This is a genomic window from Bradyrhizobium sp. CCBAU 45394 (genome assembly GCF_028128655.1).
GTDB lineage: Bacteria > Pseudomonadota > Alphaproteobacteria > Rhizobiales > Xanthobacteraceae > Bradyrhizobium > Bradyrhizobium diazoefficiens.
The window spans coordinates 1-16,732 of the sequence record NZ_LBIX01000150.1; the positions used below are offsets into that span (position 1 = coordinate 1).

At 62.5% G+C, this 16,732-nt stretch carries 13 protein-coding genes and 1 pseudogene; 11 read left to right on the top strand and 3 right to left on the bottom strand.

Going from position 1 to position 16,732, the window contains the following annotated elements; translation table 11 throughout:
* The first annotated feature begins 362 nt into the window (after nucleotides 1–362).
* Entirely contained in the window at nucleotides 363–2,207 is a 1,845-nt protein-coding gene (locus WN73_RS15640) for a caspase family protein (protein ID WP_271553628.1), read from the top strand.
* 443 nt (nucleotides 2,208–2,650) lie between these two features.
* On the opposite strand, the gene WN73_RS15645 is transcribed toward WN73_RS15640, so the two are convergent.
* The gene (locus WN73_RS15645) at nucleotides 2,651–3,493 is read right to left on the bottom strand and encodes a Crp/Fnr family transcriptional regulator (RefSeq protein ID WP_097532518.1); all 843 of its coding nucleotides are present in this window, start codon (nucleotides 3,491–3,493) and stop codon (nucleotides 2,651–2,653) included.
* 251 nt (nucleotides 3,494–3,744) lie between these two features.
* Complete coding sequence (locus WN73_RS15650) at nucleotides 3,745–5,340, bottom strand: FAD-dependent monooxygenase (protein ID WP_271553629.1); 1,596 nt, start codon at nucleotides 5,338–5,340, stop codon at nucleotides 3,745–3,747.
* A 710-nt stretch (nucleotides 5,341–6,050) separates the two neighbouring features.
* Between WN73_RS15650 and WN73_RS15655 the strand changes: the two genes are divergently transcribed.
* The 5 genes and pseudogenes from WN73_RS15655 (at nucleotide 6,051) to WN73_RS15675 (ending at nucleotide 10,326) form a co-directional block, all read left to right on the top strand.
* A complete protein-coding gene (locus WN73_RS15655) occupies nucleotides 6,051–6,350 on the top strand; it encodes a hypothetical protein (RefSeq protein WP_271553631.1) in 300 nt (99 codons plus the stop codon).
* 79 nt (nucleotides 6,351–6,429) lie between these two features.
* A pseudogene (locus tag WN73_RS15660) lies at nucleotides 6,430–6,829 on the top strand (GNAT family N-acetyltransferase).
* Nucleotides 6,830–7,075: 246 nt separating this feature from the next.
* The gene (locus WN73_RS15665) at nucleotides 7,076–8,338 is read left to right on the top strand and encodes a CaiB/BaiF CoA transferase family protein (protein WP_271553660.1); all 1,263 of its coding nucleotides are present in this window, start codon (nucleotides 7,076–7,078) and stop codon (nucleotides 8,336–8,338) included.
* A gap of 185 nt (nucleotides 8,339–8,523) precedes the next feature.
* Nucleotides 8,524–9,753 (top strand): acyl-CoA dehydrogenase family protein, encoded by a 1,230-nt coding sequence (locus WN73_RS15670; RefSeq protein WP_060908323.1) that lies wholly within the window; start codon nucleotides 8,524–8,526, stop codon nucleotides 9,751–9,753.
* 9 nt (nucleotides 9,754–9,762) lie between these two features.
* Nucleotides 9,763–10,326 carry a flavin reductase family protein gene (locus WN73_RS15675; protein ID WP_011088836.1) on the top strand — a complete coding sequence of 188 codons (564 nt, stop codon included), beginning with the start codon at nucleotides 9,763–9,765 and terminating at the stop codon, nucleotides 10,324–10,326.
* 25 nt (nucleotides 10,327–10,351) lie between these two features.
* Here the strand turns inward: WN73_RS15675 and WN73_RS15680 are convergent, their stop codons facing one another.
* Nucleotides 10,352–11,260 (bottom strand): NAD(P)-dependent oxidoreductase, encoded by a 909-nt coding sequence (locus WN73_RS15680; RefSeq protein ID WP_179883811.1) that lies wholly within the window; start codon nucleotides 11,258–11,260, stop codon nucleotides 10,352–10,354.
* Nucleotides 11,261–11,437: 177 nt separating this feature from the next.
* Between WN73_RS15680 and WN73_RS15685 the strand changes: the two genes are divergently transcribed.
* From WN73_RS15685 to WN73_RS15705, 5 genes are all read left to right on the top strand, one after another.
* Nucleotides 11,438–12,421 (top strand): ABC transporter substrate-binding protein, encoded by a 984-nt coding sequence (locus WN73_RS15685; protein ID WP_271553663.1) that lies wholly within the window; start codon nucleotides 11,438–11,440, stop codon nucleotides 12,419–12,421.
* A gap of 77 nt (nucleotides 12,422–12,498) precedes the next feature.
* Nucleotides 12,499–14,193 carry a dihydroxy-acid dehydratase gene (gene ilvD / locus WN73_RS15690; protein ID WP_271553634.1) on the top strand — a complete coding sequence of 565 codons (1,695 nt, stop codon included), beginning with the start codon at nucleotides 12,499–12,501 and terminating at the stop codon, nucleotides 14,191–14,193.
* Nucleotides 14,194–14,318: 125 nt separating this feature from the next.
* Complete coding sequence (locus tag WN73_RS15695; protein ID WP_028174453.1) at nucleotides 14,319–15,164, top strand: ABC transporter ATP-binding protein; 846 nt, start codon at nucleotides 14,319–14,321, stop codon at nucleotides 15,162–15,164.
* Nucleotides 15,161–15,946: an ABC transporter permease gene (locus WN73_RS15700; RefSeq protein ID WP_028174454.1), complete on the top strand. Its 786-nt coding sequence runs from the start codon at nucleotides 15,161–15,163 to the stop codon at nucleotides 15,944–15,946. Before WN73_RS15695 ends, WN73_RS15700 begins: the two co-directional genes overlap by 4 nt.
* The gene (locus tag WN73_RS15705; RefSeq protein ID WP_011088830.1) at nucleotides 15,943–16,710 is read left to right on the top strand and encodes an ABC transporter permease; all 768 of its coding nucleotides are present in this window, start codon (nucleotides 15,943–15,945) and stop codon (nucleotides 16,708–16,710) included. Before WN73_RS15700 ends, WN73_RS15705 begins: the two co-directional genes overlap by 4 nt.
* Nucleotides 16,711–16,732: the final 22 nt, after the last annotated feature.

Here is a 16,732-nt window from a genome sequence, read left to right on the forward strand (position 1 = left end):
GCTTTACTACTAGCCGCTTTGCGCTCCGACAGATTGACGCATATCAAGACTGGCTTCCGGCCTAGGCTTGTGAAGGCTCTGGGAGTGGCATGCTTTCGCCGGCTGATCGGACTTAAGAGCCCGCGCCCTAAAGTGATGCCGTGCTCGCCGATCTCGCGCTGCTCTGCTACCACCCGCATGGTCTGGGCGCGTCCGCCGTTCGGTCGCTATCGGGGATAGATCGGACATGGAGCGGATAACCCATGTCGGTCGCAAATGACCCGTAGCCGCCGTCGCCCGAATGAACGTGACGGCCATCACGGAGTCGAAGCTTGCCTTTTGACAGGCTCCGCTTACCCTGCGCTCATATTATCGGGGCTACCATGGGCGCATTTCGCTGGTTTTCATTGGTGTTTTTCATCTGGCTGACCTGCGGTTCAGCCCACGCCGAGCGCCGCGTTGCGTTGGTGATCGGCAATTCCGCCTATAAGAGCGTGCCGCGACTTGCCAATCCCGCAAACGATGCAGACTTAGTCGGCAGCATGTTTAAAAAGGCCGGGTTCGACTGGATTGAGATCAAGACCGATCTCAATGCTACCGAGATGCGCAAGGCTCTGCGCGACTTTGGTGGACGAGCACGAGAGGCTGAGGTCGCCGTCATTTACTATGCCGGCCACGGCATCGAGTTGGAGGGGACGAATTACCTGATCCCGACCGATGCGGCCTTAGACACGGACAGCGACGTTCTGGACGAAACTGTGGCGCTTGATCGGGCGCTATTCGCTGTCGAGCCCGCGAAGCAGCTTCGGCTCATCATTCTGGACGCCTGCCGCGACAATCCCTTCGCCAAGACGATGAAGCGAACTGTGGCTGCTCGCGCGGTCGGACGCGGCCTTGCCAAGGTCGAGCCGACAAGCCCGAACACCATGATCGCCTTCGCCGCCAAGGCCGGCTCGACGGCGTCGGACGGGGATGCCAAGAACAGTCCGTTTGCCGCAGCACTGGTCGAGCGACGGCCGACACCCGGTCTTGATCTGCGCAAGGCGTTCGGCTTCGTGCGCGACGACGTCTTGAAGAACACCAGCTACAAGCAGGAGCCCTATGTCTACGGCTCACTCGGCGGCAATGATGTCCCGCTGGTGCCGGCAAAGCCAACTGGGACCGGGCCGCAGGCGAGCCCAGACGATGCGATCCGCCGGGACTATGAACTGGCTCTGCAGATCGGCACGAGGGAGGTGTGGTCGGCTTTCCTGGCAAGATACCCGGACGGCTTCTACGCGAGCCTCGCCAAGGGGCAATTGAGCAGGATTGCCGCCGAGGACGCCCGTGCTGCGGCAGCGGACAAGGCCCGCCAGGCAGAAGAGGAAAAGGCGCGGCTGGCGTCTGAGCGCGCCAGGAAGGCCGAACAGGACAAAGCGGCGGCCGCCGCCAAAGCGGCCGAGGATGCGCAGCTCGCGGCTGAGAAGGCCAAGCAGATCGAGGAGGCCAAGGCCGCCGCAGCCGAACAGCGGCGCAAGGAAGCGGAAGCCGACGCGGCCAAGGCGCTGGCTGATAAGCAAGCCGCCGAGAAGGCCTTGGTTGACAAGCTCGCCAGCGACAAGGCCGCAGCCGAGCTCGCCGCGAAGCAGGCAACAGAGAAGCAAGCCGCCGTCGCCGCGGAGCAGAAGGTGGCGGCGGTCGCCCCCACCACAACTCCTCCGGCAATGTCGCCGCAGGAGGGGACGAAGCTGGTCCAGTCGGAGCTGCGCCGCGTCGGCTGCCTGACGGCCGCAGCGGACGGCGACTGGAACGCCTCGTCACAGCGCTCGCTGACGCTGTTCAACAAGTATGCCGGGATGACATTCGACACCAAGCTCGCAAGCTTCGACGTGCTCGACGCCATCAAGGCCAAGCCGGGTCGCGTCTGCCCGCTGGTTTGCGACCATGGCTTTAAGGCGGATGGCGACGCATGCGTGAAGATCGCTTGCCGCGCCGGCTATCGCGTCAATGGCGACAATGAATGCGAGAAGGTACAGGACAAGAAGCCCGTCGCAACGCGAGATGAGGCGAAGCGAGATCAGGAACGAAGGCAGACCGAAAGCGCGCCGACAAAGCAGCAGGCGAGTGGCCAGATCTTCTGTGACATGCAAGGATGCAGGCCGGTGCCGAAAGGGTGCCAACTGGAGTACCGAGGGGGCATTGGAAATGGCGCCGTGCATGCGAGCGGGACCAGCAATCCCTGTAGATAACTCGTTCTGCTTCGAATTCCACGAGAGCAGCGCAGGTTGGCTCCAATCGAGGTAGCTACCGTCGAATACGAAGCGGCTGCCGACTGGTGTGGGGTCGGTGAGTGACGGCCGCAAGTGGCGTTCCACGCGAAATCGTTGTGACTGCAGTCTGTTGCGTCGACCGAGCACCCGGGCGCTGTCCATTGAGTTGTTGGCCTGCTGCACTCAGCTCGGCGATGAGCGCGCCAGAAGATGCTTCATGCGCTCGCTTTGATGTCGCCTGCTGGCCCAAATGCGAAGTCTAAGCAGCGTCCCCGGCCGTCGGCTCATGGGGGTAAACCGGAAGCAACAGGCCGCCCCTCCGAAGGGCGCTCATGACCCCGAGCGGACGTCGTTGCCTCGCGAGACCTGCACCGCGTCGCGACAGTTCTGTCACCAATAGTGGAGCAATCAAGAGCCAAGTTTTAAGCCGTGCCATCCGCGGCTGGGGTCTGTCGCGCCGCTTTCTCCTGCGCGAGAGTTGCTTCCAGCCGCGAGATGTTTTCCTGGAGGCGCTGGTTGTTTTCCAGCAGACGCTGACTGGTGAGGAGGAGGATGTAGTAGCCGAATTGCTGATTACTTTGAAAGTAGATTTCAAGCAACCTTTCATAAGTTATAGTCAGGACTTGTCCGTCTTCTATGCACTCGACCGTTCCGGTTCGTCGCTTATCGGGCGCAAGGAAGCCAAGTTCTCCCATGAGACGCCCTGGGGGAAGCTCGACGCCGATTTCTTTGACGAGAAACTTCCCGGTGACGGTGAGAAACATTTCGGCCGCCGCATCACCCTTCCTAAATAATCGGTCGCCATGGCGATATCTGCGTTCGGTCATGAACGGTTTGAGCCATTCCATCGACATGTCACCTTGCGTCGCGTTACGTGCCTTCTTAACGAGCCTGAGCAGTTGACGGAGACGAAGGGCATTGACCGGCAGCAACAGCAGATAAAGCAGAAAGGTGGCGACGCTTCCGGAAAGCGCGCCAAAGGTTGCGAAGAATGCACAGCCGACCATATTCGCGACCCGCAGCGGCACCATTCTCTGCATCAGCAAGGTAGCGACAAAGAAGATTGCGCCGACCAAGGCAAACATGTTGGCGAGCGTGATGTTGGCCAACACAATTTCCAGCAGCCGATCAAACAGTGCGTCGTAGGTGATGTTGTTGGGATCAAGCCCCATTTGAACGAGAATCTTTGCAATCCTGAGATTATCTGCCGCCGTATCAAGGATGCGGTTTAGTATCGTGGAAAGATCTGCACTGATGGGCTCCATTGGATCATCTCTCACAAAGCGGTCAGTATCCCCCGAATATATCCCGGATATTGATGATCGAGGGGCGATATTGAAGGCGCTTTTTGTTGCGGCGCATGAGTCCGAAAGTGGCCCTTCGCTGACAAGGCGGGTAACTGACCTTGCGTCCACTCGAGAATGCAAACCGGACATCCTGGAGGGTGTGCTGGCAGCCAAGGTTTGACTCGTCGGGCAAAACACTGGCAGAATGGCATCGTCGAAATGAATTTGGATCAAGCCCGCGGGGATGCCGCGGGCTTTGTTCGTTTCGAGGGGGCGCATGAGTTCGGTTTGCTATGTCGCGCTGCCGGCCCGAACCATAGTGTCAGCACGTCCTCAAGCCCGCGCTGGCGCGCGTCGCCCGTCCACGCCACGTGTCCGTCGGGTCGCACCAATACGGCTTCGGGCGCTGCGACCGGCCCGATCGCTGGCAGCTCCCAGGGGCCCTGGTAGCTGGTGTCGACGACGCCGACGCGATCCGCCCAGGGTGCGATGGCGATGCAGCCCGGCTTGTCAAAATTGAGCAGCAGGGGACGCGCGCCCTGCAGCAGGGTGAACAGTCTTTGCGAACCGCCTGGTGTGACGAGGTCGAGGTCGGGCATGCGGCGCCCAAGCAGCGGATGGCCCTCGCCGAGATCGTAGCGAATGTCGAGGCCGCTCATCATCGCGGCAAAGCGCTTGCGCGGCTCGTCCATGCCGAGCAGGTCGGACACCACCTCACGCGCGGCCTTGAGGCTGTCGTCGCCGCGGCGGAGCAGGGCGATTTGCGCCATGGTGTTGCGCAGCACGCGCGCGGCAACGGGATGGCGTTCGGCATGGTAGCTGTCGAGCAGGCTGCCGGGTGCCGTGCCCTTGACGACCTGCGCCAGCTTCCAGCCGAGATTGACGGCATCCTGCACGCCGGTGTTGAGGCCTTGGCCGCCGACGGAGTGATGGATATGCGCGGCATCGCCGGCGAGCAGCACGCGTCCCCTGCGATAGGAGGCGGCCTGCCGCGCCGCATCGGTGAAGCGGGCGATCCAGGCGGGATTCTTGAGGCCGGAGTCGTTGCCGTAGACGGCGACGAGGGCCTCGCTGAGATCGGAAAGCGTGGGCTCGCCGCTGCGGTCGAGTGTCGCTTCCGTCACGACGACCAGCACGCGCCCGCTCTCCGTTTTGCTGAGGCCGTGAAAGCCGAGCGCGTCGTGACGCAGGCCCCAGGCCGGCGCCTCGCTCATCTCGACCTCGGCCATGAGGTTGCTGAGCGTGGGACCAGAGCCGACGAAATCGATGCCGGCGGTCTTGCGCACCAGGCTGCGGCCGCCGTCGCAGCCGACCAGATAGTTCGCCCGCAACGTCTCGCCGCCGGACAGCGCGACGTTGACGCCGGTCTCGTCCTGAACGAAGCCCGTCACCTCGAAGTTCCGATAGATCGGGACCGCGAGCTCGCCGACCCAGTCGGCCAGGATGCGCTCGATGTGGCTCTGCCGCAGCGCCAGCCCGTAAGCGTGGCGGGTGGGGAGGTCGCTGATGTCGAGCCTGGTCCAGGCGAAGCCGGCGAGCTGCGTGACTTGCCCTTCGCGCAGGAAGCGATCCGCGACGCCGCGCTGATCGAGGATCTCGATGCTGCGGGCGTGCAACCCGCCGGCGCGCGTGCCGACGAGGGCCTGATCCGCGCGCCGCTCGACGATGGCGACGTCGACCTCCGCGAGCGCGAGCTCGGCGGCCAGCATCAGGCCGGTCGGGCCGCCGCCGGCGATCACCACGGCATGATCGGTCGGCGCTGGGTTGCCGGCGCGGGCTTGCTCGGTCCGGCCGCGTGAGCGGGATGTCGGAAGCAGTACGGGCATGTCGTGATCCCTCGACTTGTTGCTCGGGCGGGGGTTGTACGCGAAGGTCGGGGACTTGAAGCAAGCCCCTGGCGCACCACATATTTAAGTGGGAGGAAGGTCATTCTCCTGTTGCGGCCCACGGTGTTTGACACGTCGGGCAAGACACTGGCAGAATGCCATCATCGAAACGAGTTTGGTTCGGCCCGCGCGGGACAATCCGCGGCGGGCTTTTTCATGTCCACCTGGTGTGACGACAATTTCGTTCAACACAGGATTTGACTCGTCGGGCAAGACACCGGCAGAATGACATCATCGAGACGAGTTTGATTGACCCGCGCGGAGAGCATCCGCCGCGGGTTTTTTCGTTCTCGATCGGAATCGGACGGCGGCAACGCATTGCGGCCACGCACTCGACAAACCTGGAGCGCCGATCGGCGCGCCGTCGTCCGAACCATTGCTGGCCGTGCACGCGCGAACGTGCCGGCCCGCGGCGCGAGCAACGTGCGCCGCGCCGCTGCGACCTTTGGGGTGCGGAGATCGGGCACTGGTACGAGCCGGGCAAGCTGATGGGCTATTGCGTGGCGCTCTATTTCGCAAAGCTCCCGGTCTGTTCTTGGCTTTGGCTCCACTGATGCTCTGGCGGGCTTTGCGGCGATTACCGCCAATCTCGTGGTCTCCTTCTACTTCGCCAAGCGCGGCTTCGAAAATGTTGCAAGGATCATCAAGCGGTGAAGATGCCGGAAGACGAAATCAAGGCACTTGTCGTCGAAACGCTGGCTGAGCAGCACAGATTCCAGCAGGAGAGCATCGATGCGATCGTATTGAAGGCGGTGGCGTCGGTGCTGGCTTCTTTTGGAATCGAAGATGATGACCGGAAGGAGCTGCGGGCGGATTTTCAGCACCTGCGACGCTGGCGGAAGAGTGTGGAGCAGGCGCAAAGCTACACATTCAAGGTGGTGATCACGGTGATTGCCACCGGTCTGATGGGGGCTGTCTGGCTCGGCGTCAAGGTCGTATTGGGCAAATAGATGTACACGGCGCGAGGCCGCCGTCGTTCGCGCTCAGGAGCAGCCAGTCCCGTTGGGCAACCGATGTATGGGGCATTCGATGTACAGAATTCGCATGGTCCATGCGGACGACGAGGAGACCGCCGAGACCCTCGGCGATCTGCACCGGCTCACATTCTTCGATTGTGCCGTCATGCCGCAATTCGAGTTGGGTACGTTGTGGCTCGCCTATCACAATGATGATCCGGTCGCCTTCGCCGGCGTTCTGACGTCGACGTATGCGCGAAACAGCGGGTACTTCTCCAGGTCGGTGTCCTACGTCGACATTGGGGGCGGGGGCTTCAACTCAGGCTGATGCGGGCGATCGAGGCGAGGGGGCGGCGCATCGGATGTGGCAGCATCGTCTCGGATACAACGGACAACCCGGCTATCGGCTCTATGAGCCCGAGGTACCCTGGACTTGGTCGCATCCGCTTTACTGGCGAAAGCGGCTGCGCTGAGTTGGGGAGCCGGTGTTTCCCGTGATGCGGAACGCGGCGTTCGCGGCGTAGAACTGGGCGCGCGAGACGCGGTGCAGGCCTGCACGCCCATAATGTCGAGAGGCCCGGCAGCTTGACAGCTGCCGGGCCCTTTTTGCGTTTTCAGACGATGTGGCTGAAGCACTTGCGAAGTCGGCGGCGCCGGGCTTTAAGTTTCCCCTTGCAGGAAATTCGGCGATTATAAGCCGATGTAAGGGAGCGCTATCGATGTCCACCAAGCCTCAATTGCCGGAACGTTCGTCGCGAGTGGCGGGAGGGCCTACGGCGCTCGATGGTCTGCTGGTCGTCGATTTCACGCGGGTGGTTGCTGGGCCGGCGTGCACCCAGACGCTTGCCGATTTCGGCGCGCGCGTCATCAAGATCGAGAACCCGGACGGCGGCGACGACACGCGCGCGTATGAACACGCCGAAACCGGCGGCGAGAGCGCCGCTTATCTGAGCCTGAACCGCAACAAGCGCGGTATCGCACTCGACCTCGCCGTGCCCGAAGCTCGCGAGATCGCGCTGGATCTGATCCGCAAAGCCGACGTGGTCGTCGAGAATTTTTCGAGCGGGGTCATGAAGAAATTTGGCCTCGACTACGAAGCGGTCGCGCCGCGCAATTCTCGGCTGGTCTATTGCTCGATTTCCGCCTATGGGCGCACCGGGCCGTTCGCTTCGCGTCCCGGTTTTGACCCGATCACACAGGCGGAAAGCGGCTTCATGTCGCTCAACGGATTTGCCGACGGTCCTCCAGTCCGCACCGGCCCGCCCATCGTGGATATTGCGACCGGGATGACGGCCTGCAACGCTATCCTTCTGGCCCTGCTGGCGCGGGATCGGTTCGGCCGCGGCCAGCATGTCGAGGTGGCCCTGTTCGACATCGCCATGGCGATGACGAGCTTCTACGGCATGGCCTATCTGATCAACGGTGAGAACCCCGGACGGTTCGGCAATTCGCCGAGCGGGTCTCCCACCGTCGGCGTCTACGAGGCTTCCGATGGACCGCTCTACATGGCCTGCGCCAACGACCGGCTCTATCGCCGGCTGGTCGTCGAGGTGCTGAACCGGCCCGACCTCATCACCGATCCGCAATTTGCGACGCGCAAAGCACGCTCCGAGAACAAGGAGCTCTTGCGGGCAGCCATTGCGGAGGTCTTTGCGAGCGATACCCTCGAGAACTGGATGGCGAAAATGAAGCTGGCCAACATTCCGGTCGGCTATCTCCGCACCGTCGAAGAGGGCTTTAACGCGCCCGAGGCCCGCGACCGCCATCGCTTGAGCCGGATTCCGCATCCTACGGCGGACTGGGTCCCCAACATCGAAACGCCGATTTCCATGAGTCTGACCGGCGCGATTGATCCGGTTGCCGCCCCCCTGTTGGGCGAGCATACCGAGAACGTCTTGCGCGACACGCTGGGTTACGACCAGCGTCGGATCACGGAGCTCACCCAGAGGGGGGTCTTTGGATCCGGCAAGCCCGGGGTTTGAGCCCGAGTGGTTAACCTTGAGGGGCGGGCTCGCGGCGTACCGATCGCTGCTTTGCGACACGGCTGGTCGCGACATCGCATCCTTTCAAGCAGCCCGGGTTCAGGGCGACGCCATTGTGTTAGTGTTGCATCGGCTTGATTTGGCAAGGTTCCCGCCGCATAAGTGTGGGAAAGCGAGGGATGCGAATGGCGCCTGGTCAAGAACCCAGCGTGGGCCAGCCTGCGGGGCCGGAATCCGGCGAACGCGCCTATGCGGCAATGATCGCGAAGGCTCGGGCGCTCGTGCCACGACTGCGAGAACGGGCGGCCCGAACCGAAGAGCTACGCTACCTTCCGCCGGAGACCGAACGGGATCTGCACGACTCCGGCCTGTTCCGGATGCTCCAGCCCAAGCGCATTGGTGGCGCCGAACTCGACTATGTCGCCCTGATTGATTGCGCCGATCTTCTCGGACAAGCGGACGCGTCGGCGGCCTGGAATCTCGCCAATCTGGCGAGCCATCACTGGATGCTCGGCATGTTCGAGCAAAAGGCGCAGGATCTGGTCTGGGGCAGCGACCCGGATGTGCTGATTGCATCCTCATTCATCTTTCCTGCGGGCCGCGCCACGAGGGTCGAGGGCGGATACCAATTGCACGGAAGCTGGCCGTTCTCCTCGGGCGTTGCGTCTTGCGAATGGAACATGCTCGCAAGCGTGGTTTCCTCTGATGACGAAGCAGACGGCATCGAATACCGGATCTTCTTGCTTCCGAAACATGACTACAAGGTGCTCGACACCTGGAATGTCGCAGGATTGCGCGGTACGGGGTCTTGCGACGTGGAGGTCAGGGAAGCCTTCGTGGCCGACCATATGACGGTTGCCGTCGGTGAGCTTGCCGGCGGCCCGACGCCCGGAAGCAAGGTCAATCCCAATCCGTTATACGCGCTACCCGTGTTCTCGCTGTTTCCCTACGTCCTGTCCGGCGTCGCGCTGGGGAACGCGCAGGCGTGCCTGAACGACTATATCGAGGTCGTCCGTCATCGCATTTCCACCTACAACCGCGCCAAGCTGAGCGACTTCCAAAGCACGCAGATCAAGATCGCGGAGGCCTCGGCCAAGATCGATGCTGCACGTCGGACCATGCGTTCGGCGTGTATCGATGCCATGGAGGATGCACGACGCAGCCACATTCCAGACATGGCGACCAAGACCAGGTACCGACGTGACGGTGCTTTCTCGGTCAATCTATGTACCGACGCGGTCTCAATGCTATTTGCGGCGAGCGGGGCGCGCGGGCTCTTCACGGCGGGCGTGTTGCAGCGGCAGTTTCGCGATGCGCACGCGATCAACTCGCATCTCGCATTCAATTTCGATGCGGCCGGGACCAATTATGGACGCGTGGCACTGGGCCTGCCGTCCGAGAATCTCACGCTGTGAGGCCGGCCGATGAATGATCTGCCGAAGCAGCCGGCCGTTCCAGATCCAGCCAACGAGCTCGCGAGCGACAGCTCGCCAATTGATCCCCGTGATTTTCGCAGCGCGCTCGGCACCTACGGAACAGGCGTCACGATCATCACTGCCGTGGCCCCCGACGGAAGACCCTATGGCATCACCTGCAATTCCTTTGCATCGGTCTCCTTGAATCCTCCTCTCGTCCTCTGGAGCCTCGGAGTTTATTCTTCGAGCCTGACCGTGTTTCAGAACGCGAGCCATTTTGCCGTCCACGTGCTCGGCGCTTCGCAACAGGCGCTCGCAAATATATTCGCGAAATCGTCCGACGATAAATTCGCTGGCGTCGACTGGACGCCGGGGCTCGGCAACGCTCCCGTGCTTGCCGAGAGCGTCGCCAATTTTCAATGCCGTTCCGTCAACCGCTATTATGGCGGCGATCATGTGATCTTTCTTGGGGCGGTCGAGGCCTATGCCTACAATGCCAAGGATACATTGCTGTTTGCACGCGGGGCGTATGGCCGGTTCGTGGCCAACGATGAACGCAAGAAAACACCGTAACGCGTTTCAGGTCGCACCCTGTGGCTCAATATTCTGTTGCTGAAAGCTTGTAGATCTCCAGCGCGTCCGCATCCGCGCCTCGCGCGGCCTTGGCCAGCCTGAAGAGCTGTCCCGCAAGCGTAGCCATCGGCACCGGTGTCGACGTCGTCTGCGCGACATCGGCAACCGTATCGAGGTCCTTGAGCATCGTGGCGATATGGCCGAGCGGCGGTGAGTGAATGCCCTGGACCATCCTCGGGACGAAGAGCTGAAGCGGGATCGAATCCGCAAATCCGCCCGCGAGCGCTTCGGGCAGCCGATTGGCATCAATTCCGGCGTTCACGGCGAGACGCGTTGCTTCCGCGAGAACGGCCATCGCGCATCCGACGATCACCTGGTTGCAGAGCTTTGCGGTCTGGCCGGCGCCGGTGGGGCCCATGTGAGTGAACCTGCGGGCCATAGTCAGCACATAGGGCCTCACCCTCTCGATGTCGGAAGCGTCTCCACCGGCCATGATGGCAAGCGTGCCTTCCTCGGCGCCCTTGGTGCCACCGGACACCGGTGCATCGATCCAGCCTGCGCCGTTCGCAGCTTTCAGTCGCGTTGCGAGGTCGCGCGCGGCGTCGGGATGGATTGACGAGAAGTCGACGACGAGCTTGCCCGCGCCGGGAGCGGTTGAAAGACCTTCGGCTCCGAAAATCACCTCTTCCACGGCCGCGGCATCCGTCACGCACATGAAGACGATGTCCGAGCTCGCCATAACGTCGCGGGGCCTGGCTCCGTGCCTTGCGCCAGCTTCGACGAGTGGAGCGACCTTGCCCTCTGATCGGTTCCAAACACTGACCTGATAGCCGGCCTTGAGCAGGCGCCGGGTCATGGGCGTTCCCATGAGTCCAAGGCCGAGATAGCCGAACCGCTCGTCGCGTTGCGGGTTTGCCTTGCTCGCATCAGCCATAGGTTGCCTCCTCCTGTCGCAGCACAACGTCACGCGACCGCCGCTTTACCATACATGGCGCGTCCCGCGGCGAAACCGGACCGCTTGCATGGCTTGCCTGATTGTTTGAACCATGAAACATTTGGGCCGGTCGGGTTGGGTGGTGCCGGTCGGCGCCGGAGCAACGGAGTGGGCGCGATGCGAACGGTTTCGAGGTTGATGCTGGCGACGGGGGCGGTGGCGGCCCTGATTACGGGCGCAAGCCCCTCACGGGCGCAGCAGACGATCCGCGTTGGCTGGACCATCCCGGCCGAGGAATCCAAATACTGGATGATGCGCAGGCCGGCTGAATTTCCCAATATCGGCAAGACCTACAACATTGAATGGACCCAATTTCAGGGCACCGCGCCGATGACGCAGGCATTGGCGGCAGGCGCACTGGATTGCGCGACGCAGGCGCCGCTGTCGCTCTCCAACGGTGTGGTCGGCGGCAATCTCAAGGCTTATATCGTGGCTCAGCACGTCTTTGAGAAGCCCGGCGGCTTCTCGGTCTACTGGGCTGTCATGGATGACTCGCCAATCAAGACCATTGCCGATCTCAAGGGCAAGACCGTCGGCATTTCCGTGATCGGCGGCGGCACGCAAGGGCCTTTCAACCTGCTCCTGAAGCAGAATGGCGTCGATCCGGCCAAGGATATCAAGCTGGTCGAGGTCGGCTTTGCCGTCTCCGAGGACGCGTTGCGCCAGGGCCGCGTCGACGCGGTCAACATGAATCAGCCGTTTGCCGCCCGCGCTGAAGCAAAGGGTGGCACAAGGAAACTGTTCTCGCTGTCCCAGGCGATGCCGAACATCGTGCACATCCTGGAAGCCTGCCGTGCCGATTTCGTCGACAAGAACCCGGAGCTGGTCAAAGCCTATGTCCGCGACATCACTTCGGGCATGAAGAAGGCGCTGGCGAACCGCGAAGAGACCCTGAAGGTCGTGTCCGAGGTGCTGAAAGCGCCTGTTCCGGTGCTCGAGACCTACCTGCTCAAGGACAACGACTTTGGCCGCGATCCGGGGGCGGCGCCGAACTTCCCCGCGATCCAGAAGATGCTGGACATCTACGCGGAGACAGGAATGCTGCCGAAGCTCGACGTCGGACAATTCAAACATCCGACGATCGTCGCACCGCTGCAATAAGTGTTCGCGCCGTCTTTTGAGAGACGAAGTGGCAATGTCCCGCCGCGTGCGGGACATCGCACGAAGATGATGCAAATATGAAGAAGTTGCGATCACGGATAACGACCGACGGCCTCGACCGGGCCCCGCACCGCGCATTCATGCGCGCAATGGGGCTGGACGATGCGGCAATCGCTAAGCCGATGGTTGGCATTGTCAGCATGAAGGGCGAGCAGACGCCCTGCAACATGACCCACGACTTCCAGGTGGCCGCGGCCAAGACGGGTATCGAGGAGGCCGGCGGCACGCCGCGCGAATTTTCGACCGTGTCGGTCTCCGACGGGATCAGCATGAATCACGAGGGAATGAAGTTCTCCCTCTTTTCGCGCGAGCTGATCGCCGACTCGATCGAGGCTGTCGTTCATGGTCTCGCCTATGACGCGTTGATCGGATACGGCGGATGCGACAAGACGCTTCCCGGCGTGATGATGGGCATGGTTCGTTGCAACGTGCCGTCGATTTTCATCTACGGCGGCAGTTCGCTGCCGGGGCGCGTGGACGGGCGAACGCTGACCGTGCTCGACTCCTATGAGGCTGTCGGCAGCTTCATGACCGGAGAGATCGACGGCGCCACACTGGAGCGGATCGAGCGCGCCTGCCTGCCGACCATCGGTGCGTGCGCCGGCCAGTTTACTGCGAACACCATGGGAATGGTATCGGAGGCGGTGGGGCTGACCATCCCCAACGTCTCGATGGTGCCCGGTGTCTACGCCGAGCGCGCGCAGATCTCGCGACGCGCCGGGCGGCTGATCATGGAAATGCTGGAACGTGGCGGGCCTCTGCCACGGGACATCGTGACGCGGAAATCCCTGGAGAATGGCGCGGCGATCGTCGCCGCTACGGGCGGCTCGACCAACGCTGCGCTGCATCTGCCCGCCATCGCGAACGAGGCCGGCATCGTATTCACGATCGACGATGTCGGTGAGGTCTTTGCCAGGACGCCGCTGATCGGAAACCTGCGGCCCGGAGGCAAATACACGGCGAAGGATGTCTACGACATAGGTGGCGCCGCCGTAGTGATCCAGGAGTTGATCAGAAGCGGTCACATCGACGGTAACTGCATCACCATCACCGGCCGGACGCTTGCCGAAGAATATGGCGCGGCCAACGCGCCGGACGGCGAGGTCGTTTACGCGGCAAGCGCGCCGATCATGCCGGATGGCGGTGTCGCGGTGCTGAAGGGCAACCTCTGTCCGGACGGTGCGGTCATCAAGGTCGCAGGTTTGAAGAGCCAGTCCTTCGAGGGCGTTGCGCGCGTTTTCGAGGATGAGGAGGCCTGTGTCGCAGCGGTTCGCGACCGCAGCTACAAGGCAGGTGAGGTCCTGGTGATCCGCAACGAAGGGCCGGTTGGCGGCCCCGGCATGCGCGAGATGCTCGGCGTCACCGCGCTGATCTACGGGCAGGGCATGGGCGAAAAGGTGGCCCTGATCACCGACGGGCGGTTCTCCGGCGCGACCCGCGGCATGTGCATCGGCTACGTGTCCCCCGAAGCATTCGTTGGCGGTCCGTTGGCCCTCGTTCGCGACGGCGACAAGATCCGGATTGATGCGGCAAACCGGCGTATGGATATGCTGGTCGACGAGCCGGAGCTCGCGGCGCGCCGACGTGATTGGAAACCACGTCCGCCGCGTCACCGCGCAGGCGCGCTCGCAAAATATGCGCGACTGGTCGGCCAGGCGCCGGGCGGAGCGGTTACCCATGAGGGGCCGGCAGAATGGCCCTGGTTCGAATGACGCGGCGTACCTGTGCGAGAACGGCAACCTGTCTGGCAAGTTTCTTGCTAAGCTCCTGCCGCTGACGGAGGACATCCAGCAGACAAGTTGCGCGACGTTCGTGCGCGGGTGAAGTGGGAGACGGGATGAAGGTCGTGCCTTCGAGATCGAGCGAATGGGTGGGAGCGGTGACGCCACAAAAGCCGGCTTCTGCGATCATCGAGATCGACCGCGTCTCGCAGGTTTTTCAGACCTCGTCGCGCAAGGATCATCTGGCGCTATCGGAGATCTCGCTGACGATCGACGAGGGCGCCTTTGTCTCCATCCTTGGTCCGTCGGGGTGCGGCAAGTCGACACTGCTCTACATCGTCGGGGGCTTCGTCAGCCCGACCAGTGGCGCGGCGAAGATCAAGGGACAGGCGATCACAGGACCCGGTCCTGATCGCGGGCCGGTGTTCCAGGAGTTTGCGCTCTTCCCCTGGAAGACCGTGCTGGGCAATGTGATGTACGGGCCGCGTCAGCAGGGCGTGCGGACCCCTGAGGCCGAAGCGCAGAGCCGGGCGCTGATCGAGATGGTTGGCCTCAAGGGCTACGAGAACTTCTATCCCAAGGAGCTGTCGGGCGGCATGAAGCAGCGCGTGGCGCTGGCTCGAACGCTCGCCTACCATCCCGAAGTGCTGTTGATGGACGAGCCGTTCGGCGCGCTCGACGCTCACACCCGGACGCGCTTGCAGAACGATCTCCTGAACATTTGGGAGCGCGACCGCAAGACGGTGCTGTTCGTCACACATTCGGTGGACGAAGCCGTCTTCCTGTCGGACAAGGTCGTGATGATGTCGAAATCTCCGGGCCGCATCCGGCAGGTGATCGACATCGATCTGCCGCGGCCGCGCCGCCGCAACGAGCTGTTGCTCGATCCGCGCTACCAGAAGTACGTCGTCGACATCGAGCGCATGTTCGACGAGGTCGACGAGACCGGATCGCCGTCATGACATTGCTGGCTACCTCCGCCAGACGTGCTGCCCCGGTGTTCGCCTGCATCGGGCTGCTGGCGATATGGCAGGTCGCCTCGATCGCGCTGAAGAACGACAGCTTTCCGACCGCGATCGAGGCGATCCGGGCGATTCCGGATATTCTCGGCGACAAGGAGTCGCTGATCAATATCCTGGCCTCGCTCCGCCGCATGGCAATCGGGTTCGGTGTTGCAGTGCTTGTTTCGATTCCTCTCGGCCTGCTGATGGGACGCAGCCGCGCAGTTGCGGCCTTCTTCAATCCGCTTCTGATGGTGATCTACCCGGTACCGAAAGCGGCCTTGATGCCGATCATCATGCTGTGGCTGGGGGTCGGTGATATCGCAAAAACGCTGGTGATCTTTCTCGGCGTCAGCCTGCCCGTGATCTATCATAGCTTCGAGGGCGCCAGGGCGGTCGAAGAAAAGATGCTGTGGTCAGGTGCGGCCATGGGGCTCTCGCCCTTGCAACGGTTGGTTCGCATCGTGTTGCCGGCGGCGCTGCCGGAGATCCTGACTGGATGCCGCACGGGCTTGGTGCTGGCGCTGATCACAATGATCACCAGCGAAATGATTGCCCGCCAGTCCGGCGCCGGCAACATCCTGTTCAACGCGCTCGACATGGGTCAGTACGACACCGTCTTTGCGATGATCATCATCGTGGGAGCGATGGGAATCTGCCTCGATGCGATCTTCGAGCGGGTCCGCGCAAGGCTTGTGCGCTGGTCCGAGCCTCAGTTCGACATACCGCTGAGCTTCTCATGACGCCGCGTATTCTCCCATCAAATGTCCTTCTCGGAATCGCGCCAATCGTGCTGGTGATCGCGGTTTGGCAAGGCCTGGTGTCATTCGGCTTTGCGCCTGCGGTCCTGCTGCCGCCGCCCGGGTTCGTCTTCAGCCGGTTGCTCCAGCAGCTCGTGACGTGGACATTTCAGCAGGAGATCGCGGCGACCTTGATCCGGTTGTTTGCCGGCTTCGCGATTGCGGTCGTGCTTGGTGTCAGCATCGGCATCGCGGCTGCTGCCAGTCCCGCGATCGATGCTGTGGTTCGGCCGATCGTCCGCGTGTTGGCGCCGTTGCCAAAGGTTGCGCTCTATCCGGCGCTCCTGCTGCTGCTCGGCTTCGGCCACGGATCGAAGATCACGCTGGTGGCCGCGGATGCGCTGTTCCCTATTCTGTTGTCCACCTATTACGGCGCCTCGACCGTCGAGCAGAAGCTGATCTGGTCGGCCATGGCGGCGGGAACGCCGCGCTATGAAGTCCTTTTCAAGGTGGTGCTGCCGGCGGCGATGCCGTCGATCCTGACCGGCTGCCGGATCGGCCTTGTCATTTCCTGCATCGTGGTGTTTCTGGCCGAGATGATCACGTCGACGGACGGGCTGGGTCATGCCCTCGTCACGGCGGCCCGGACGTTCCAGGCCGTCGACATGTTCGTGCCGCTGATCACGATCTCGCTGCTCGGGTTGATCTTGAACGCGCTGCTGGGCGTCGTGCGATCGTACCTCCTACGGGGCTTTCCCGAAGCGTGATCTGACGGAACAAGAAACCACG